Source organism: Rhizobium sp. LjRoot254 (genome assembly GCF_964254105.1).
GTDB lineage: Bacteria > Pseudomonadota > Alphaproteobacteria > Rhizobiales > Rhizobiaceae > Rhizobium_E.
Genome location: NZ_CAXUSM020000001.1, coordinates 5404066 through 5422925, shown reverse-complemented (window position 1 = coordinate 5422925; position 18860 = coordinate 5404066). Strand labels below are relative to the sequence as shown.

Here is an 18860-nt window from a genome sequence, read left to right as displayed (position 1 = left end):
ATAATATTCTGTTGCAAATCGTCATTTTGAGACAACGTGGCCTTCAACAAATTTATGCAGCAATCGATCGTCGCCTACCGCCGCACCGGCCTTGAGAGCGGAAACGTTTCCGCCCGCTCGCCGATAGGACGAACGGGCGGCAACGGTACAATCGGAATGACGCCGAATCAGCCCATGCGTTCGGAAGCATAGGAACCGGGACTGGCGGGGAAGACGATGGTCTTGTTGCCGTTCATGAACACCCGATGATGGATATGCGCATGCACCGCGCGGGCCAGGACCTGGCTTTCGACGTCGCGGCCGATGGAAACATAATCGGAAGCCGATTGCGCATGGGTGATGCGCGCAACATCCTGCTCGATGATCGGACCTTCATCGAGATCCTCGGTGACGTAATGCGCCGTGGCGCCGATCAGCTTCACGCCGCGCTCGTAAGCCTGCTTATAGGGGTTGGCGCCCTTGAAGGACGGCAGGAAGGAGTGGTGGATGTTGATGATGCGGCCCGACATCTTCTTGCAGACGGCATCCGACAACACCTGCATGTAGCGGGCGAGCACGATCAGATCGGCGCCCGACGCAGTCACGACGTCCATCAGGCGCGCCTCGGCCTCAGGCTTGTTGGCCTTGGTCACGTTGATGTGGTGGAACGGGATGTCGTGGTTGACGACGACCTTCTGGTAATCGAAGTGATTGGACACGACGCCGACGATATCGATCGGCAGCGCACCGATCTTCCAGCGGTAGAGAAGATCGTTGAGGCAGTGCCCGAAGCGCGACACCATCAGCATGACCTTCATCTTGTGATCGCTGTCATGGAATTCGCTTGTCATGCCGAACTTCGCCTTGACCGGCTCAAAACCCTTGGCGATGTCTTCGATCGTGGCGCCTTCCTGGCTGGTGAAGGTGATGCGCATGAAGAACAGGCCCGTCTCCAGGTCGTCGAACTGCGAACTGTCGATAATGTAACAGCCCTTGTCGGCGAGGAAACCCGAGATCGCCGCGACGATGCCGCGCGTGGATGTGCAGGTAACGGTCAATACGTAGCTTTTCGTGGGGCTGTTCATGAGGCGCGCCTATCGATCTTGCGTTGCGGAAATTCCGGGGTCAGATCGGCATTATCGCGCGTTCGAGAGCATGGCAAGGGGTTCAGCGCCCACCGTGCGCGAAGCGCTCGAAATTTGCCGGACATGCGGGAAATCCCGGATGTTCATGATGTTATTTGATGTATTTTCTCGCGCGCTTCCATAAGCGACACCAACTTGTGCGCCGCGGTAGATGCGACGTCGGAAATTCTACCAGCGGAACTGCGTTGCAGCGCGCTGTTCCGGCTGCGGCGCCTGATGGTATTCAGCCTCGTATGAATCCAGCAGCGTTGCGAGCTTGTCCAAGCGGCGGCCTTCCCATGTGCCCGATCGCGCACCCCATAATTTTCCGAATTCGGAAATCGCCGCTTCGTATTCGACGTACGTCCAGGTCGATATCTTCTCAGGCGTCATAGCTTAGCCCCGAAGTGATTTGCACGAATCATGCTGGCAATCGAAGGCTATCGAAGCCCGCGCCGGATATCCAGCAGGTTCGACGGTCTGTTCACGGCGAAATGGTCACGGATGAATTCGCTCGTTATTGTTGCAGTGCAAAAACCGTCAGCGTTTGCGCACCGTCTCCGGATAACAGATGATCGAGAGATAGCGGGCCGGGAGCTTCTCCAGCACTTCGGGTCCATGCGGCGCGTCGGCATCGAAGAACAGGCTGTCGCCCGGCTCCATCGCATAAAGCTTGTCCCCGTGCCGGTATTGCACGGAGCCTTCGAGCATATAGAGGAATTCCAGCCCCTCATGCTGGAAGGTCGGGAAGATGTCGGAATCGCCGGTCAGCGTGATCAGATACGGTTCGACCACGACGCCAGACGCGTTGTTGCCGATATGGCCGAGCAGATTGTACTGATGGCCGGCCCGCGTGCCCCGGCGTTCGAGCTCGACGCCCTCGCCGGCCTTGACGAACATCGCGTTACGCACCTCCTCGAAGCGGCGGAAGAACGCCGTGACCGGTACGCCGAGCGCCTGTGCCAGTGCCTGCAGCGTGGTGAGCGACGGGGATGTATTGCCATTTTCGATCTTCGACAGCATGCCAAGCGAAATGCCGGTGGCGGAGGCGAGATCGGAGCCGGTGATGCCTAGCTTCTTGCGCAGCGTTCGCACCTCGTGGCCGATCGCCATTTCGAGGTTGTTGACCTTCTTGTCGCGTACGGCGTGCGGATCCTGATACGGGATCGCGCTCTTCGAAGTTGCAGATTTTGCCGGGGTCTTTTCCGCCATGTTTGTCCTAAAATTTGAATATCAGGAAAGAATGTCAAATTCTGGTGGAATTGCAATAGACGAGGATAGCCCCGTCAGCGCTTCAGCAGCGCGGTCGCATCGGCGAGAGACCCGGTCAGACGGGTGAAATTCTCCCTCAGCCGGCGCTCGGTCGCCACCGCCACTTCGGGATATTCCGCCATCATGCGATGAAAGAGGGTGCGGCTGATGCGCAGCACTTCGCTTTCCACCGCCGCCGTTGCCGTGAAATGGCGCTCGGCATCGGAAATCATCGCGATCTCGGTGAGGATAGAACCCGGGCCTGCCTCGCCGATGACGCGGTCGCTGCCCGATGGCAGGTTCCGGGTCAGCCGGATCTGGCCTTGCAGCACGACGAAGGCGGAATCCGCCGCCGCACCCTCGCGGAACAGGACATGGCCGCGCTCCAGCCGCCGTCGCTCCGCCCCGAAGGCGAGCAGCCTCAAATGCTCGTCCTCCAAGCCGTCGAAAATCGACAGGCCTTTCAGGATTGCGATGTCTTCACGAAGTGCCATCCGGCGTGATCCCTACGGGATGATCTTGTAGCCGCCGTTTTCGGTCACAAGTATCTCGGCGTTGGAGGGATCTTTCTCGATTTTCTGCCTGAGCCGGTAGACATGGGTTTCGAGCGTGTGGGTGGTGACGCCTGAATTATAGCCCCAGACCTCCTCCAGCAGTTCGTCGCGCGTGACCGCCTTCTGGCCGGCACGGAAGAGATAGCGGATGATCGCGGCTTCCTTCTCGGTCAGCCGGATTTTCTTGCCGTCGGCCTCGGTCAGCAGCTTCTGCGCCGGCTTGAAGACATACGGCCCGACATTGAACGTGGCATCCTCGCTCTGCTCGAACTGGCGCAACTGGGCGCGGATGCGCGCCAGCAGTACAGCGAAGCGGAAGGGCTTGGTGACATAATCGTTGGCGCCCGCCTCGAGCCCGAGGATCGTATCGGCGTCGGTATCATGGCCGGTCAGCATGATGACGGGCGACTTGAAGCCCCCCTTGCGCAGCAACTTCACCGCCTCGCGGCCATCCATATCAGGCAGGCCGACATCCATGATCAGGAGATCGACCTGAGTGTTGCGGGCAGTCGCAATGCCCTTGCCGGCATTCGGCTCTTCCAATACGGAAAATTCCTCATAGAGTCCGAGTTGCTCGACCAGCGTCTCGCGCAGGTCGGCATCGTCATCCACAAGCAGTATGGTGCGGGCTGTCATCGTGACCGTTCTTCCAGGTTTGGAATTTTTCAATGACTGGTATGCCAGATTTGGTTGTTAAAACAAGCGCGGCATGCGCCAGGGTGCCGTTCCGATACATGTGATCAACTGCAATTAACACGATGTAGGCCATGACTCGCACCGTTCTCCCCGAAATCATCGTGCGACCTGCCCCCGGCAATCCGCGCCGTGCGATCGTGCAGGCGGGCGATTTGACATTCCCGGCAGCCCTCGGGCGAGGTGGCCGGACCAGCCGCAAGCGCGAGGGCGATGGCGCCACGCCGATCGCCGATATGCGCCTGCTCTACGGCTTCTTCCGCAAGGACCAGGTGAAATTACCGCTCGGCACCACACTGCCGATGACGCCGATCGACAAGACGATGCTGTGGTGCGATGCGCCTGATGACGCCAGTTACAACAGGCCTGTACAATCGCCTTTCAAACCCAGTCACGAGGCGATGATGCGTGGGGATCATCTCTACGATATCTGCCTTGTCATGGATTGGAACATGTCGAGCCGCAGCCGCAATCGCGGTTCGGCGATCTTTTTCCATCTGGCCAAGCCGGGCTACCAGCCCACCGAGGGCTGCGTCGCCATCAAGCGCCGCGACATGCTGCGGCTGCTGCCGTTGGTCGGGCCGGAGACGGTGGTGCGCGTTCTCTAGCCGAGCATTTTCGGCGTCACGAAATGTTCGAGCGCGCAGGAATGCGGGCCGAGATCGTCCCAGCTTCCGCCAAATGAAAGCACCGCGACGGCTGCTGTCGGAAACTTTTCGCGCAGCCGCACGTCCGCTTCGCCGCCCTCATCCTTCATCAGCAGCATGGCAAGTTGCTCGAAGCCCGGATTGTGGCCGACGACGATCAATGTGCCGACCGCTTTTTTCACCAACCTGATGACTGCGAGTATATTCTCGGCCGTCGCTTCATAGATCGCATCGCTATCCTGCTTCTTCACCGGCTTGCCGAATTCGGGCTCCGCGAGCGCCCATGTCTGCTGCGCCCGCCGTGCGGTCGAAACGAGCGCCAGATCCGGCACAAGCCCGTTCGCGGCAAGCCAAGCGCCCATCACGGGGGCTGTCTTGATGCCGCGACTGGCGAGCGGCCGATCGTGATCATCGACATCGTGCTCCCACGATGATTTCGCGTGACGAAACAGGATCAGTTGCTTGGGCATCGGGCATCTTCCGGATCGTTTTTGCAAGGCTAGCAGTTTTTTGGCCGCCGGACGGTGAAAATCCGGAAACGCCACACCTATATTGAGTTTGGACGCCGGGCCTTCCTCCCCCTCCTCCCTTGCCCGTGCGTCCCTCCCATTCCCATGCGCAACGGTTGCGCCTTTCAGACACGCTGGAGATATCCATGTCCGACCAACCGCATATTCAGTTCCATGACGGCCGTTCAATCCCGCAAGTGGGCCTCGGCGTCTGGCAAACCCCGAACGAGACGGCGATCACCGCCGTCGATGCCGCGCTCAAGACCGGTTACCGGCATGTCGATACCGCCGCGATCTACAACAACGAGCAGGGTGTCGGTGAAGGCATTCGCAAGTCGGGCGTCGACCGCAAGGACATTTTCCTCACCACCAAGCTGTGGAACGACGACCAGGGCTTCGACTCGACGCTCCGCGCCTTCGACAAGAGCTTGCAGAGGCTCGGCACCGACTATGTCGATCTCTACCTGATTCATTGGCCGTCTCCTACGCGCAACAAGTATCGCGACACGTGGAAGGCTTTTGTCAGGTTGCAGGAAGAAGGCCGCGCGCGCTCGATCGGCGTTTCCAATTTCGGCACTGAACATCTCGAAGCCATTGTCAGTGACACCGGCGTGACCCCGGTGCTGAACCAGGTCGAACTGCACCCCGATTTCCAGCAGAAGGAACTGCGCGCCGCCCACAAGCGGCTCGGCATCCACACCGAAAGCTGGAGCCCGCTCGGCCAGGGCATACTACTGGCGAATGAAACCGTGGGCGAAGTCGCCCGCAAGCTCGGCAGGACGCCGGCGCAGGTTATCATCCGCTGGCATCTCCAGCACGGCCTGGTCGTCATCCCGAAATCGGTGACGCCGAGCCGCATCGTCGAGAATTTCCAGGTGTTCGACTTCGAACTGGATGCCAGCGACCTCCGGGCACTCGACAGCCTGGACGACGCCGGCGGACGCATCGGCCCCAATCCGGCAACGGCCGGGTTCTGAGGTCATCCGGCCGGACGCGACGCCGCGCTCGGCCGGCTACCTGGTGGCGGTGAACACATGGGCGCGGAGCCGGCCTTCGATCGGACCCTGGCCGAAATGCGCGGCGAGTGCCGCAGCTACGCTTTCGGTCACCGCCTGCAGTTGGCCCGGCGCTCGCGCCTCGATCTCGTTTCTGAGAGGATTGCCCTGACAGTAGCCCGTCGCCGCATCGAGCGCGGACCTCGCGCGACTGACCTTGTCGACCGTCTCCGCATCGACTTTCGAGAACCCGGCATCCCTGACCTCCGCCGTGATCGCCTCGATGTCGTAATAGCCGTGCGGCGCCCGCTCCATGAATTTGGGCGGATCGCCGGGGAGGCACTTTGCAAGCGCCGCATTCGCGACCGTCACGAATTCGTTCGTCGCGATCCGGTCCCAGACGGCGAAAACATAGGCGCCTCCGGGCTTGAGCACGCGCAGCGCCTCGCGATAGCATTTCGCCTTGTCGGGAAAGAACATCACGCCGAACTGGCATACAGCCGCGTCGAAGCTCTGGTCCTCGAAGGGCAGCGCCTGCGCGTCGGCTTGCCTGAAGGTCACGTTTCCCCGCCCTTCTTGACGTTCGGCGGCGGCATCCAGCATCGGCTGATTGAGATCGGTGGCGACGATTTCCGCGTCCGGTCCGAGCGTCGCGGTCATCGCGCGTGTCACAACGCCGGTGCCCGCCGCGATCTCGAGTATCCTTGCTGGTCGCAGCCGGGCGACACGCGCCGCCATGTCCTGCGCATAGGGCTCGAAGATCATCGGAACGAGATATTTTTCGTAGATGGCGGGGATATTGCCCGCAAAGACCTTGTCTGCTCCAGTCATGACACGCCTCCCGCTGTCGGAATGTCCAGCCTATCGCAAGCCCTGGGCGGACAGCAAGTCTGATGCGAAGTAAGGGCTCGTTAGCCACATTTCTCAACGCTTGCTGACACGGGCGACCAACAGGCGGAATATGAGCTTCCGCGAATGGAGGTGGGTCTCATGAACACAACAGCCTGGAAGCCCGCGATCACCGTTGAAGACAGCGAGACCGGAACCCGGCGGACGGTGAGAACCGTGCGGCAGGCGCACACGGTGCTGCACCGCAATTGGCCCGACACGTCGGGCAGCCGCTACCGGCTGGCCGAGACGACCTGCGAGGACGCATTGCACGGCGAGGCGGCACCGGAAGATGCCCGCAAGGCCTTCATCGCCGCCGCGATCGAGGCACATCTGCATCTCAGCTGAGCCGCTTGGAAAGAAGAAAGCCGCCCGGAGGCGGCTTTCGGAAAGTCTTACTGCCAGTCGCGGATATCAACGAAGTGCCCGGCAATCGCCGCCGCCGCCGCCATGGCGGGCGAGACGAGATGTGTGCGGCCCTTGAAGCCCTGGCGGCCCTCGAAATTGCGGTTCGAGGTCGAGGCGCAGCGCTCGCCCGGAGCCAGCCGGTCGTCGTTCATCGCCAGGCACATCGAGCAGCCCGGCTCACGCCATTCGAAGCCGGCGGCGAGGAAGATCTTGTCGAGGCCTTCGGCTTCAGCCTGCTCCTTCACGAGACCGGAACCCGGCACGATCATGGCGTTGACGGTCGATGCGACGGTCTTGCCCTCGACGACTTTGGCCACTTCGCGCAGATCCTCGATGCGGCCATTTGTGCAGGAGCCGATGAAGACGCGATCGAGCGTGATATCGGTGATCGGCGTGCCTGGCTTGAGGCCCATGTAATCCAGCGCGCGCCACTTCGACGTCCGCTTGTTCTCGTCGGAGATTTCATCCGGGTTGGGAACGACGCCCTGCACCGAGATCACGTCTTCCGGCGAGGAGCCCCAGGACACGATCGGCGGCAGTTCGGCGGCGTTCAGCACGACGACGCGATCGTAATGCGCGCCTTCGTCCGTATGCAGCGTCTTCCAGTATTCGATCGCCTGTTCGAGCTGAGCGCCCTTCGGCGCGCGCGGACGGCCCTTGATATATTCGAAGGTCTTCTCGTCGGGCGCGATGAGGCCGGCACGGGCACCCCCCTCGATCGTCATGTTGCAGACCGTCATGCGGCCTTCCATGGAAAGCGCGCGGATCGCTTCGCCGGCAAATTCGATGACGCTGCCGGTGCCGCCGGCGGTGCCGATCTCGCCGATGATCGCGAGGATGATATCCTTGGCGGTCACATGGTCGGGCAGGACGCCATCGACACGCACCAGCATGTTCTTGGCCTTCTTCTGGATCAGCGTCTGGGTGGCGAGCACATGCTCGACCTCCGACGTGCCGATGCCGTGCGCCAGCGCGCCGAATGCGCCATGCGTCGAGGTGTGGCTGTCGCCGCAGACGATGGTCATACCCGGCAGCGTGAAGCCCTGTTCGGGGCCGACGATATGGACGATGCCCTGGCGCTTGTCGTGCTCTGAATAATATTCGACGCCGAACTCGGCCGCATTGGTGGCGAGTGCCTCGACCTGGATGCGGCTCTCTTCGTTCTTGATGCCTTCATAGCGATCGAGCGTGGTCGGCACATTGTGGTCGACGACGGCGAGCGTCTTCTCGGGCGCGCGGACCTTGCGGTGGGTCATGCGGAGGCCTTCGAACGCCTGCGGGCTGGTCACTTCGTGGACCAGGTGGCGATCGATGTAGAGAAGACAGGTGCCGTCAGGCTGCTGATCGACGACGTGATCGTCCCAGATCTTGTCATAAAGGGTGCGGGGTGCGCTCATTGGATCTCACCATATATCTGAAAATGCGAGGGAAAACGAATTGCGGCGGGTGCCGCCAAAGACGCGTCAGAGAATGTGCGCGGTCGCGAGGCCCGAGAGCTCGGCGAAAAAGCGTGCGGGCAGGCGCTTGCGATCCTGCAGCACGAATACCAGCTTTTTCCCAGTGTTTTCCATCATGGCAGGGCGAATAGCACTTTTTCGAATGAGGGGCAATGGATCGATTTCCAGCATTCAGATCGTGAATGCCGGCACACCAACGGCGAAGGCGGCTTCGAACAGATGCTTGTCGAGTGTGCAAACCTGGAATTCTTGGCGCTCAGCAATTGCCAAATGTAGCGCATCTCCCGCACGAAGCTTCAACGCCTCTTTGTTTGCAAGCGTCGCGGCACGACCAAAATCGGCACGGGTTACCTCAATGATCTGAAAGCTCTCCGAGGTGTAACGTGCAAAAAGTTCTTGGGCACCGGCACGCAATCCGGCGTCGATTTGACCGGTTCGAAGCTTGAGGGCCAAGGCCGAATGAAATTCGACAATGGTCCAATCGCTGATAACGATCTCCATGGGCTCGCACTCGGAAAACCATTGCTGGACCGCTTTGGTCTTGAGTTCAAGGACCGTGAGAGGTACGAAAATCGAGGTATCGAAATAAAACTTCAATAGCGGTCCTCATCCCGCATGCGTCTTATAAAATCGCCCGCCGATTCCGATTGGAGCGGTTGTGAGCGCGTGAATTCCTGCAAAGCCGTGATATCAATCTTTTTTTTCGGCTCCCGGTCTCGAGAGGCTACGTTCGTCCCCACGAGCCGCGCCACCGTCTTGCCGTCCTTCTCGATCAGGATCGTCTCACCAGCCTCAGCGCGGCTGACAAGCTCCTCCACCTGATCCCTCATGTCGTCAATCTTTATCACGCCCATGGCCGCAATCCTTAGTTCCCCGGGATCGTAGCACGATCGTCGTCGGTCCTCAATTCCTCCGATAGAGCCAGAGCTGCGCGGGCGGTATATTGCGCACCACGAAATCGAAATGAGAAATCGTGTAGAGATCAGGCATGGGAGGCAGCGGCGAAAGCGGCCCGTGGGTGATCTGGATGACCGGACGGCCGCGCGGAATGCGCGCCAGAAGGCTGTCCATCAAGGCCACCCGCTTCTCGAGCGGAAAGCTCAGCATCGGCACGGCGGACACCACGCAATCGAAGATCTCGCCACGGCCCTCGCCGAGAACATTGTCGAGATCGAAGACATCGCCATTGCGGACATCGATATCGGGAAAGCGCTCGCGAAGCATGTCGCAGAAATGTTCCGCATACTCAACGGAGACAAGCTGGCTGGCGCTGACGCCGCGTTCCAGGATCGCCTTGGTTATGACACCTGTGCCGGCGCCGAGTTCGAGAACCGGCAGACCGGATGAAAGATCGATGATGCTCGCCATGCGGCGCGCCGTAATACCGGATGTGGGAATGAGGGCGCCGACGCCCTTCTTGTCGCGTTGCCAACCCCTGAAAAAGCGGATTTCCTCGTCGAATTTCCGGCCAAGCCGCTCTTTCAGACCGCGAACCATGAATTCTCCCCTCAACGCCTGACCATGCAACGCATGCTATGGTTCAGCGCTGCGCATAACATAACGCATTCGGTCCGCAAAGGTTCCGCCTCAAGATTTGATAGACGTCAAATAATGGACATGGCGTTTGGCGATGTTCAGGCTGCCGGCGCCTGTGCCTGTGGCCTGTTGACCTGCTTCGAAGCTTCCATCACCAGAGGCAGCAGACCCTCACCGCCACTATCGACGATCTCGAAGAACTGGCGCCGCATGCGCGGTTCCCAGAATTTGTTGATGTGGTTCGACACGCCGGGGACGCGCGTCGCCTCGGGCTGCGACAGGAAGAAGGTCGCGATCTGGTTCGCCATCCGGACGATCTTGTCATTATGCTGCATTCGCCTCTGTCCCTATATTTACCCGGTCTGCGCCGGCGAAAATCTCGAAATCCTGGCCACGTGCCAGCGCCACCAACGACATGCCGGCACGCGTCGCCATGTCGATCGCCAGCGCCGTCGGCGCCGATATGCCGATCAGCATGCCGCTGCCCAGCTTGGCGGTCTTCTGGATGAGTTCGACCGACAGCCGCGAGGTCATGATCACGGCGCCGTCGGAGCCGGAAATTCCGTTGCGCGCCAGATGTCCGATCAGTTTGTCCAGCGCATTGTGCCGGCCGACATCCTCACGCACGGCAACCATGCCTCGGCCGGGAATGTAGAAACCCGCCGCATGGACAGCGCGGGTCCCGGCATTGAGCGGTTGGTTGGCGGAGAGAGCATTCATGGCATCCGCTATATCGCCAGCCGTCAATTGCAGCGCGATGCCCGAAACGTCGGCGGCAGGCTTCAACGCTTCTTCGATCGATTCGACGCCGCAAAGACCGCAGCCGACCGGCCCGGCCTTAGCCCGACGGCGGACACGCAAGGCGCGATCGACGTCATCCTTGAGACTGATCTGCAGGTCGATGCCGCCCGAGGCTGTTTCGACGTCGACACCGATCACCTCGTCAAGACTTTCGATAATGCCTTCGGACAGCGAGAAGCCGACGGCAAAGTCCTCGAGATCGGCGGGCGTCGCCATCATCACGGCTTCGGTCGAGCCGCCGTACGACAGCGCGATAGCGGATTCCTCCGCCACGGTGCGATGGCCGGTGGAGAGTGCGGCGTTGCGGAAGATCGTTTCGGGGACGTGGCGGGAGGTGGGGATCAAGTTCACCCCCCTCTGTCGCTTCGCGACATCTCCCCCTCAAGGGGGGAGATTACTTGGAACGCGGAGCGCGCCACATCCAATCTCCCCCCTTGAGGGGGAGATGCCCGGCAGGGCAGAGGGGGGTATGCCGCACTCACAATCAAATGCCTTACTCCGCAGCTTCCATCTTGCCAACGATCCGGCGCGAGCGGCGGCTGAGTGCGTCATACTCTTCCTGCCACTGGGACGGACCGTTGGAAGGCGAGATCTGAACCGCAGTCACCTTGTATTCCGGGCAATTGGTCGCCCAGTCCGAGAAGTCGGTGGTGATGACATTGGCCTGCGTATCCGGATGATGGAAGGTCGTGTAGACCACGCCGGTCGCGACCTTTTCGGTGATCAGCGCGCGCAGCGATGTTTCGCCGGCGCGGCTCTGCAACCGTACCCAATCGCCATCGCGAATGCCGCGATTCTCAGCGTCGTGCGGATGGATTTCCAATCGGTCCTCGGCATGCCAGGCAGTGTTCTCGGTGCGGCGGGTCTGCGCGCCGACATTGTACTGGCTGAGCACGCGGCCGGTGGTGAGCAGCAGCGGGAAGCGCGGACCGGTCTTTTCGTCTGTCGCGACATATTCGGTGCGGATGAACTTGCCCTTGCCGCGCACGAAGCCGTTGACATGCATGATCGGCGAACCTTCGGGGAACTTCTCATTGCACGGCCACTGAACCGAGCCCATCTTTTCCAGATAGTCGTAGGAGACCAGCGCGAAAGCCGGCGTCGTTGCCGCGATCTCGTCCATGATCTCGGACGGATGCGTGTAGGTCCAGTTCAAGCCCATGGCATTGGCGAGGTTCTGCGTCACTTCCCAGTCGGCATAGCCGTTCTTCGGCGTCATGACCTTGCGGACGCGGTTGATGCGGCGCTCGGCATTGGTGAAGGTGCCGTCCTTTTCCAGGAAGGTCGAGCCCGGCAAGAAGACGTGGGCGTAGTTGGCCGTTTCGTTGAGGAACAAATCCTGCACGACGACGCATTCCATGGCGGCAAGACCGGCCGAGACATGCTTGGTATCCGGGTCGGACTGAAGGATGTCTTCACCCTGGATGTAGATGCCCTTGAACGTGCCATCGACGGCGGCATCCAGCATATTGGGAATGCGCAGGCCCGGCTCGTTCTCAAGCGTAACGCCCCACATCTTCTCGAAGATCGCACGGGTGGCATCGTCGGAGATATGGCGATAGCCCGGCAGTTCGTGCGGGAAAGAGCCCATGTCGCAGGAGCCCTGGACATTGTTCTGGCCGCGCAGCGGGTTCACGCCGACGCCGCGGCGACCAATATTGCCGGTTGCCATGGCGAGGTTGGCGATCGCAATGACGGTGGTCGAGCCCTGGCTGTGTTCGGTCACGCCGAGGCCGTAATAGATCGCGCCATTGCCGCCGCGAGCGAACAGGCGCGCCGCACCACGGATAAGTTCCGGATCGACCTTCGTATACATCTGGATGGCTTCCGGGCTGTGACGTTCCTCGGAAACGAATTCGGCCCAATCGGAAAATTCCGACCAGTCGCAGCGCTCGCGGATGAAAGCTTCGTCATAGAGGCCTTCGGTGACGATCACATGCGCCAACGCCGTGACGACGGCCACGTTGGTGCCCGGCATCAGCGGCAGGTGGTAATCCGCCTTCACATGCGCGGTCGAGACGATTTCAGTCTTGCGCGGATCGATGACGATCAGCTTCGCGCCCTGGCGCAAACGCTTCTTGAGGCGCGAGGCGAACACCGGATGGCCTTCGGTCGGGTTGGCGCCGATGACGATGACGACATCGGTATCCTCGACAGAGTCGAAGTCCTGCGTGCCTGCCGAGGTGCCGAAAGTCTGGCCGAGGCCATAGCCGGTGGGCGAGTGGCAGACGCGGGCGCAGGTATCGACATTGTTGTTGCGGAAGCCGGCCCGGACCAGCTTCTGGACCAGGTAGGTTTCCTCATTGGTGCAGCGCGACGACGTAATGCCGCCGATCGAATCCTTGCCATACTGGTACTGGATGCGGCGGAATTCGTTGGCGGTATAGGTCAGCGCCTCTTCCCAGCTCACTTCGCGCCACGGATCGGAGATCTTCTCGCGGATCATCGGGTTGAGGATGCGGTCCTTGTGGGTGGCGTAGCCCCAGGCGAAGCGGCCCTTGACGCAGGAATGGCCGCGATTGGCCTTGCCGTCCTTCCACGGCACCATGCGCACGAGTTCCTCGCCGCGCATTTCCGCCTTGAAGGAGCAGCCCACGCCGCAATAAGCGCAGGTGGTAACTTCGGAATGTTCCGGCTGGCCGATCTCGATGACGGTCTTTTCGGTCAGCGTCGCGGTCGGGCAGGCCTGTACGCAGGCGCCGCAGGAGACGCATTCGGAGGAGAGGAAATCCTCGCTTATGCCCGCAGCGACCCGGCTACCGAAGCCGCGGCCCGAAATCGTCAGCGCGAACGTGCCCTGCACCTCTTCGCAAGCGCGGACGCAGCGCGAGCAGACGATGCACTTGGCGGGATCATAGGTGAAGTACGGGTTGCTCTCGTCCTTCGGCATCCAATTGAGATTGATCTCGCCGTTGCTGCGCGCCGTGACATGATTCTCGCCTTCATAGCCGTAGCGCACGTCGCGCAGGCCAACCGCGCCTGCCATGTCCTGCAGTTCGCAATCGCCGTTGGCGGCGCAGGTCAGGCAGTCTAGCGGGTGGTCGGAGATGTAGAGTTCCATCACGCCCTTGCGGATGTCCTTCAGCCGCGAGGTCTGGGTATGGACCTGGATCCCAGGCGCGACCGGTGTCGTGCAGGAGGCGGGCGTTCCATTGCGGCCGTCGATCTCGACGAGACAGAGGCGGCAGGAGCCGAAGGCATCGATCATGTCGGTGGCGCAGAGCTTGGGCACCTCGATGCCGGCTTCCATCGAGGCGCGCATGATGGACGTGCCTTCCGGAACCGTGATCTCGCGGCCGTCAATGGTGAGCGTCACCATCTTCTCGGACTTAGAAGCGGGGGTGCCGAAGTCGATTTCGTGAACGAGACCCATGATATTACTCCGCTGCCTGAAGGGTGGCCGCCGGACGGAAGTCATCCGGGAAATGATTGATGGCACTCATGACGGGATAGGGCGTGAAGCCGCCCAGCGCACAGAGCGAACCGAATTTCATCGTGTTCGAGAGGTCGGCGACCAGAGCGAGGTTCTTCTCCGGCTCGATGCCCTGCGAAATCTTGTCGATCGTCTCGACTCCCCGGACCGAACCGATGCGGCAGGGCGTGCACTTGCCGCAGGACTCCACGGCGCAGAATTCGAAAGCGAAACGCGCCTGGGCCAGCATGTCGGCGGTGTCGTCGAACACCGTGATGCCGGCGTGTCCGATCAGGCCGTCCTTCGCCGCGAAGGCTTCGTAGTCGAACGGCGTGTCGAAGAGCGAGACGGGGAAATAAGCGCCGAGCGGACCACCGACCTGCACCGCCTTGACCGGACGGCCGGTGCGGGTGCCGCCACCGATCTCGTTGACGATTTCACCGAGGGTAAGGCCGAACGCCACCTCGTAAAGTCCCGAATGCTTGACGTTGCCGGCGATCTGGATCGGAATCGTTCCGCGCGAGCGGCCCATGCCGAAGTCCTTGTAATGCTGTGCACCCTTTTCCATGATCACAGGCACGGAAGCGAGCGAGATCACGTTGTTGACGACGGTCGGCTTGCCGAGGAAGCCTTCAAGCGCCGGTAGCGGCGGCTTGGCGCGCACGACGCCGCGCTTGCCTTCGAGCGAGTTGAGCAGCGAGGTCTCCTCGCCGCAGACATAGGCGCCCGCACCCGAGCGGATCTCCATGTCGAAGGCCTTGCCCGAACCGAGCACCGAAGCCCCCAGCACGCCCTCGCGGCGAGCGACTTCCACCGCCTCGTTCATGATCAGGATCGCGTTCGGATACTCCGAGCGGAGATAGACGTAGCCCTTGTTGGCACCGACCGCGATGCCTGCGATCGCCATGCCTTCGATCAACACGAAGGGGTCGCCTTCCATGATCATCCGGTCGGCGAAGGTGGCACTGTCGCCCTCGTCGGCATTGCAGACGATGTACTTCTGCGGACCCGTCGCATCATGAACCGTCTTCCACTTGATGCCGGTCGGGAAGCCGGCGCCGCCACGGCCGCGCAGGCCGGAATCGGTGACTTCCTTGACGACATCGGCGCCGGTCATGCCAAGTGCGCGTTCAAGACCCACAAGGCCGCCGAGCGATCTGTAGTCATCCAGATCAAGCGGATCGGTGATGCCGCAGCGGGAGAATGTCAGCCGCGTCTGGTTCTTCAGCCAGCCGATTTCTTCCGTCAGCCCGTGACAGAGCGGATGATCCTTGCCTTCGAGCAGGCCGGCATCGAGCAGGCCGGCAACATCCTTGGCCGCAACCGGGCCGTAGGCGACGCGGCCGGAAGGCGTTTCGACCTCGACCAGCACTTCGAGCCAATGAAGCCCACGAGATCCGTTGCGAACGATCTGTACATCGAGTTTGCGAGCGGCGATCTCAGCCTGAAACGCCTTGACGACCCTCTCGGCGCCGACGGCGAGGGCTGCGGAATCGCGCGGGATGAAAATGTGGACACTCACTGGCGCACCTCCTTGATGAGGGCTGAAAGCGTCTCACGGTCGAGGCGCCCGTGAAGCTCCCCATCGATCTGCGCCGAGGGAGCGGTGGAACAGAGCCCAAGACAGTAGACAGGCTCCAGCGTCACCCGCCCATCCGGCGTCGTGCCGTGCCAATCGAGGTCGAGCATCTTGCAGGCGTGCTCCGCGATCTCGCGGCCGCCGACGGACTGGCAGGCCTCGGCGCGACAGATGCGCACGACATGCTGCCCGGCCGGGTGGCTGCGGAATTCGTGGTAGAAAGTGACGACGCCATGGACTTCGGCGCGGGAGAGATTGAGTTCTCGTGCGATCAGCGGGAGGCTCGCTTCCGGCACATAGCCGAAGTCTTCCTGAACCGCGTGCAGGATCGGCAGCAACGGCCCTTCCAGCGACTTGAGCTCATTGACGATTTCGAGCGTCCGTGCGCTCACATCGTCCTTCACATGGACATTCATACTGGCCTCCACCCATCCGCCATGAAAGCGGTCGTTAAGGCATGGGCAATCGCCATCACGCCTTCAGTCTATCACATTCCCGGGAAATTTGATGGCAAAACCGGAACTCTGTCGGCCATGCGTCGCGGGGATGATGGCAATTGGAGTCTCGAAGGTCAATAACGGAGGTTCGTTGGTTGATAGAAATTTTCTATCAAAGACGACAAGTTGTCGTTTGCCGAAAAACTGGTATTATCTGGAACATTCGAACTTTTCGAGGAACATGACTATGAAGGTTTCATCAGCCGAATTCATAAAGAATTATGGCACGCTTTCCGACAAGGCGCTGCAGGAACCGGTGACGATCACGCGGAATGGCCGCGAGCGGCTCGTGCTACTCTCGAGTGAGGAATATGGTCGCTTGAGGGCGAGTTATCGGCGGGCTTTCCTTGCCGAAGAAATGTCCGACGAGGACAGGGCTTTGGTTGCCAAGCAGCGCGTGCCGGAAGAATATGCCTATCTGGATGACCTCATCAAGGACTGGAGTCCTGAGAAATGATGATCCCAAAGCCGGAAGCGGGTATGGTGATCAACTATTCCTATCTTTGGGCCAGAGAGGCTCGTGCTGGACAGGAAGAGGGCGCGAAGAATCGGCCCTGTGCAATCATTCTGGCAACTGAGGAGGGGGAAAGAGGAACGCGCGTCCAGATTCTACCCGTCACGCATTCGCCGCCGTCGAGCGGCGCATCTGCCGTAGAAATTCCGGGCGCCATCAAGCGCCATCTGAGACTCGATGACGAGCGATCATGGATACTTATCGACGAGTATAATCAATTTCTTTGGCCGGGATATGATTTACAACCAGCCGGCCGATCGCAGAGCCCAGTCTACGGCTTCCTGCCGCAACGGTTCTTTCAACATCTGATTGAAAGCTTCCTTGCACGGCCTCATCCAACAGAAGTCGACCGCATCTAACCTCTCCCACCCACCTCCCGCGCCATATTCAGCATTGCCGACACCAGCGGCGTGTTCGGCTCGCGCTCCAGCGCAATCACCCCGACCGAGTGGCTGGTCTTCGGCTCTGTGAGCGGCACGACGGCGATCTCCGATGCAAACCCGAACGACCGCGCCGCATCGAGCGGCATGATCGAGGCCCATTTGCCGGTCAGGACATGGGTGAACAGCACAATCATCGAATTGGATTCGAGTCGGGGCGATACGCTCACGCCGGCCTCAGCCATGTGCTTGTTGATGATGCGGCGGTTCTGCATATCAGGCGTCAGCAGGCAGAGCGGCAGTTCGCTGACCTCTTTCCAGGTCACCGAGGCACGGTCCGCCAGCGGCGCGGATTTCGAGGTCACCAGATAATAGCGTTCTTCTATCAGAGGCACCGTGACCACTCGCCCGAGCGGCTCATTGTCGAGATAGGTGATGCCGATATCGGTCTCGAGGTTGTCGAGTTGGCTCATGATATGGAGCGAGGTCGCCGACTGGATCGAGAAGGTCACATCCGGATGCTTCTCCTGAAATGGCGCGGTAAGCCCAGGCACCAGCGAAAGCGCTGTCGGAATGGCCGTGATGCGGAGATGCCCGGAGAGACCCTTATGCGCCGCGCGCATTTCTTCCTTCATGGTGCGGGCGTCGCCGACAATCCGCCGCGCCCATTCCAGCACCCGTTGACCCTCCGGCGTCAGACCCTGGTAGCGCGAGCCGCGATTGACCAGCATCACGCCGAGCTCGTTTTCCAGCGCGCGGATCGCGGCGGAAAGCGTCGGCTGGGTGATGCCGCATTCCTCGGCAGCCCGGCCGAAATGCTGTTCGCGAGCGAGGGCCAGAAAGAATTGCAGCTTGTCGATCATCGCATCACCCGGAACTTGGAAGCGGCATTGAACCGCATTACATCACCAATACAAGAATCTCCTTCAATTTCCGGCCGATTTGCGCTAGAGCGCGGCCTCGGAAAGAACAAGGAGCTCCGAAAGGACAGATCATGGACAAGTTCACAACGCTGACAGGCATCGCGGCACCCTACCCCGTCATCAATATCGACACGGACATGATCATCCCGAAGGATTACCTCAAGACCATCAAGCGCACCGGTCTCGGCACCGGCCTGTTCGCCGAGGCGCGCTACAAGGACGATGGTTCGGAAAACCCGGATTTCGTGCTCAACAAGCCGGCTTACCGCAAGTCGCAGATCCTCGTCGCCGGCGACAATTTCGGCTGCGGCTCGTCGCGCGAACATGCGCCCTGGGCGCTGCTCGATTTCGGCATCCGCTGCGTGATCTCGACGAGCTTCGCCGACATTTTCTACAACAACTGTTTCAAGAACGGCATCCTGCCGATCGTCGTTTCACCCGAGGATCTCGAGAAGCTGATGGACGATGCGAGCCGCGGCTCCAACGCCACGCTGTCCGTCGATCTCGAAGCCCAGGAAATCCGTGGTCCCGACGGCGGCACGATCAAGTTCGACATCGACGCCTTCAAGAAGCATTGCCTGCTCAACGGCCTCGACGATATCGGCCTGACGCTCGCAAAGGCCGCCGAGATCGACACCTACGAAAAGAAGACCGCCAATTCACGCCCCTGGGCCTGAGCGGTTCCACAGAATAGTGAACGCATGATGCCATCA

General features: G+C 60.8%; 25 protein-coding genes. 6 read left to right on the top strand and 19 right to left on the bottom strand.

What is annotated here, in order from left to right:
* Positions 1 to 167: 167 nt before the first annotated feature.
* The 6 genes from purU to ACSQ26_RS26845 form a co-directional block, all read right to left on the bottom strand.
* Positions 168 to 1064, bottom strand: a complete 897-nt coding sequence (gene purU / locus ACSQ26_RS26870) for a formyltetrahydrofolate deformylase (RefSeq protein ID WP_436014398.1) — start codon at positions 1062 to 1064, stop codon at positions 168 to 170.
* Positions 1065 to 1292: 228 nt separating this feature from the next.
* A complete protein-coding gene (locus ACSQ26_RS26865) occupies positions 1293 to 1496 on the bottom strand; it encodes a hypothetical protein (RefSeq protein WP_436014396.1) in 204 nt (67 codons plus the stop codon).
* A 147-nt stretch (positions 1497 to 1643) separates the two neighbouring features.
* Positions 1644 to 2315: a helix-turn-helix domain-containing protein gene (locus ACSQ26_RS26860; RefSeq protein ID WP_436014394.1), complete on the bottom strand. Its 672-nt coding sequence runs from the start codon at positions 2313 to 2315 to the stop codon at positions 1644 to 1646.
* A gap of 74 nt (positions 2316 to 2389) precedes the next feature.
* Positions 2390 to 2848, bottom strand: coding sequence for a cyclic nucleotide-binding domain-containing protein (locus ACSQ26_RS26855; RefSeq protein WP_436014392.1), 459 nt, complete (start codon positions 2846 to 2848; stop codon positions 2390 to 2392).
* 12 nt (positions 2849 to 2860) lie between these two features.
* Positions 2861 to 3544 carry a response regulator transcription factor gene (locus tag ACSQ26_RS26850; RefSeq protein ID WP_436014390.1) on the bottom strand — a complete coding sequence of 228 codons (684 nt, stop codon included), beginning with the start codon at positions 3542 to 3544 and terminating at the stop codon, positions 2861 to 2863.
* A complete protein-coding gene (locus tag ACSQ26_RS26845) occupies positions 3513 to 3677 on the bottom strand; it encodes a hypothetical protein (RefSeq protein WP_436014388.1) in 165 nt (54 codons plus the stop codon). Before ACSQ26_RS26845 ends, ACSQ26_RS26850 begins: the two co-directional genes overlap by 32 nt.
* Here ACSQ26_RS26845 and ACSQ26_RS26840 point away from each other — a divergent pair.
* Positions 3676 to 4209: a L,D-transpeptidase family protein gene (locus ACSQ26_RS26840; protein WP_436014386.1), complete on the top strand. Its 534-nt coding sequence runs from the start codon at positions 3676 to 3678 to the stop codon at positions 4207 to 4209. The genes ACSQ26_RS26845 and ACSQ26_RS26840 overlap by 2 nt on opposite strands.
* Here ACSQ26_RS26840 and ACSQ26_RS26835 read toward each other — a convergent pair.
* Positions 4206 to 4718 carry a SixA phosphatase family protein gene (locus ACSQ26_RS26835; protein ID WP_436014384.1) on the bottom strand — a complete coding sequence of 171 codons (513 nt, stop codon included), beginning with the start codon at positions 4716 to 4718 and terminating at the stop codon, positions 4206 to 4208. The genes ACSQ26_RS26840 and ACSQ26_RS26835 overlap by 4 nt on opposite strands.
* 185 nt (positions 4719 to 4903) lie before the next feature.
* Between ACSQ26_RS26835 and ACSQ26_RS26830 the strand changes: the two genes are divergently transcribed.
* Positions 4904 to 5734, top strand: coding sequence for an aldo/keto reductase (locus ACSQ26_RS26830; RefSeq protein WP_436014382.1), 831 nt, complete (start codon positions 4904 to 4906; stop codon positions 5732 to 5734).
* A 36-nt stretch (positions 5735 to 5770) separates the two neighbouring features.
* Here ACSQ26_RS26830 and ACSQ26_RS26825 read toward each other — a convergent pair whose 3' ends face one another.
* Complete coding sequence (locus ACSQ26_RS26825) at positions 5771 to 6583, bottom strand: class I SAM-dependent methyltransferase (RefSeq protein WP_436014380.1); 813 nt, start codon at positions 6581 to 6583, stop codon at positions 5771 to 5773.
* 159 nt (positions 6584 to 6742) lie between these two features.
* Here ACSQ26_RS26825 and ACSQ26_RS26820 point away from each other — a divergent pair, with 159 nt between their 5' ends.
* Entirely contained in the window at positions 6743 to 6988 is a 246-nt protein-coding gene (locus tag ACSQ26_RS26820; protein ID WP_436014378.1) for a DUF982 domain-containing protein, read from the top strand.
* 47 nt (positions 6989 to 7035) lie between these two features.
* Here the strand turns inward: ACSQ26_RS26820 and leuC are convergent, their stop codons facing one another.
* From leuC to ACSQ26_RS26770, 10 genes are all read right to left on the bottom strand, one after another.
* Positions 7036 to 8445 carry a 3-isopropylmalate dehydratase large subunit gene (gene leuC, locus ACSQ26_RS26815; RefSeq protein ID WP_436014376.1) on the bottom strand — a complete coding sequence of 470 codons (1410 nt, stop codon included), beginning with the start codon at positions 8443 to 8445 and terminating at the stop codon, positions 7036 to 7038.
* Between the two features lie 66 nt (positions 8446 to 8511).
* Positions 8512 to 8676, bottom strand: coding sequence for a hypothetical protein (locus ACSQ26_RS26810; protein ID WP_436015526.1), 165 nt, complete (start codon positions 8674 to 8676; stop codon positions 8512 to 8514).
* Positions 8677 to 9102 carry a type II toxin-antitoxin system VapC family toxin gene (locus ACSQ26_RS26805; RefSeq protein WP_436014374.1) on the bottom strand — a complete coding sequence of 142 codons (426 nt, stop codon included), beginning with the start codon at positions 9100 to 9102 and terminating at the stop codon, positions 8677 to 8679.
* The gene (locus ACSQ26_RS26800) at positions 9099 to 9359 is read right to left on the bottom strand and encodes a type II toxin-antitoxin system Phd/YefM family antitoxin (RefSeq protein ID WP_436014372.1); all 261 of its coding nucleotides are present in this window, start codon (positions 9357 to 9359) and stop codon (positions 9099 to 9101) included. Before ACSQ26_RS26800 ends, ACSQ26_RS26805 begins: the two co-directional genes overlap by 4 nt.
* A 49-nt stretch (positions 9360 to 9408) precedes the next feature.
* Positions 9409 to 10002, bottom strand: a complete 594-nt coding sequence (gene pmtA / locus ACSQ26_RS26795) for a phospholipid N-methyltransferase PmtA (protein ID WP_436014370.1) — start codon at positions 10000 to 10002, stop codon at positions 9409 to 9411.
* A gap of 137 nt (positions 10003 to 10139) precedes the next feature.
* Positions 10140 to 10376 carry a formate dehydrogenase subunit delta gene (locus ACSQ26_RS26790; protein WP_436014368.1) on the bottom strand — a complete coding sequence of 79 codons (237 nt, stop codon included), beginning with the start codon at positions 10374 to 10376 and terminating at the stop codon, positions 10140 to 10142.
* Positions 10366 to 11187: a formate dehydrogenase accessory sulfurtransferase FdhD gene (gene fdhD, locus ACSQ26_RS26785; RefSeq protein WP_436014366.1), complete on the bottom strand. Its 822-nt coding sequence runs from the start codon at positions 11185 to 11187 to the stop codon at positions 10366 to 10368. Before fdhD ends, ACSQ26_RS26790 begins: the two co-directional genes overlap by 11 nt.
* Positions 11188 to 11335: 148 nt before the next feature.
* Entirely contained in the window at positions 11336 to 14215 is a 2880-nt protein-coding gene (gene fdhF / locus ACSQ26_RS26780) for a formate dehydrogenase subunit alpha (protein ID WP_436014364.1), read from the bottom strand.
* A 4-nt stretch (positions 14216 to 14219) separates the two neighbouring features.
* The gene (locus ACSQ26_RS26775) at positions 14220 to 15776 is read right to left on the bottom strand and encodes a formate dehydrogenase beta subunit (RefSeq protein ID WP_436014362.1); all 1557 of its coding nucleotides are present in this window, start codon (positions 15774 to 15776) and stop codon (positions 14220 to 14222) included.
* Positions 15773 to 16249, bottom strand: a complete 477-nt coding sequence (locus ACSQ26_RS26770) for a formate dehydrogenase subunit gamma (RefSeq protein ID WP_436014360.1) — start codon at positions 16247 to 16249, stop codon at positions 15773 to 15775. Before ACSQ26_RS26770 ends, ACSQ26_RS26775 begins: the two co-directional genes overlap by 4 nt.
* A 91-nt stretch (positions 16250 to 16340) precedes the next feature.
* Here ACSQ26_RS26770 and ACSQ26_RS26765 point away from each other — a divergent pair, with 91 nt between their 5' ends.
* Together ACSQ26_RS26765 and ACSQ26_RS26760 are read left to right on the top strand one after the other, a co-directional pair.
* Positions 16341 to 16787 carry a hypothetical protein gene (locus tag ACSQ26_RS26765; RefSeq protein WP_436014358.1) on the top strand — a complete coding sequence of 149 codons (447 nt, stop codon included), beginning with the start codon at positions 16341 to 16343 and terminating at the stop codon, positions 16785 to 16787.
* Complete coding sequence (locus tag ACSQ26_RS26760) at positions 16784 to 17203, top strand: hypothetical protein (RefSeq protein ID WP_436014356.1); 420 nt, start codon at positions 16784 to 16786, stop codon at positions 17201 to 17203. Before ACSQ26_RS26765 ends, ACSQ26_RS26760 begins: the two co-directional genes overlap by 4 nt.
* On the opposite strand, the gene ACSQ26_RS26755 is transcribed toward ACSQ26_RS26760, so the two are convergent.
* Complete coding sequence (locus ACSQ26_RS26755; RefSeq protein WP_436014354.1) at positions 17200 to 18087, bottom strand: LysR family transcriptional regulator; 888 nt, start codon at positions 18085 to 18087, stop codon at positions 17200 to 17202. The two genes, ACSQ26_RS26760 and ACSQ26_RS26755, sit on opposite strands and share 4 nt — an antisense overlap.
* A gap of 131 nt (positions 18088 to 18218) precedes the next feature.
* Here ACSQ26_RS26755 and leuD point away from each other — a divergent pair, with 131 nt between their 5' ends.
* Positions 18219 to 18824, top strand: coding sequence for a 3-isopropylmalate dehydratase small subunit (gene leuD, locus ACSQ26_RS26750; protein WP_436014352.1), 606 nt, complete (start codon positions 18219 to 18221; stop codon positions 18822 to 18824).
* Positions 18825 to 18860 lie beyond the last annotated feature (36 nt).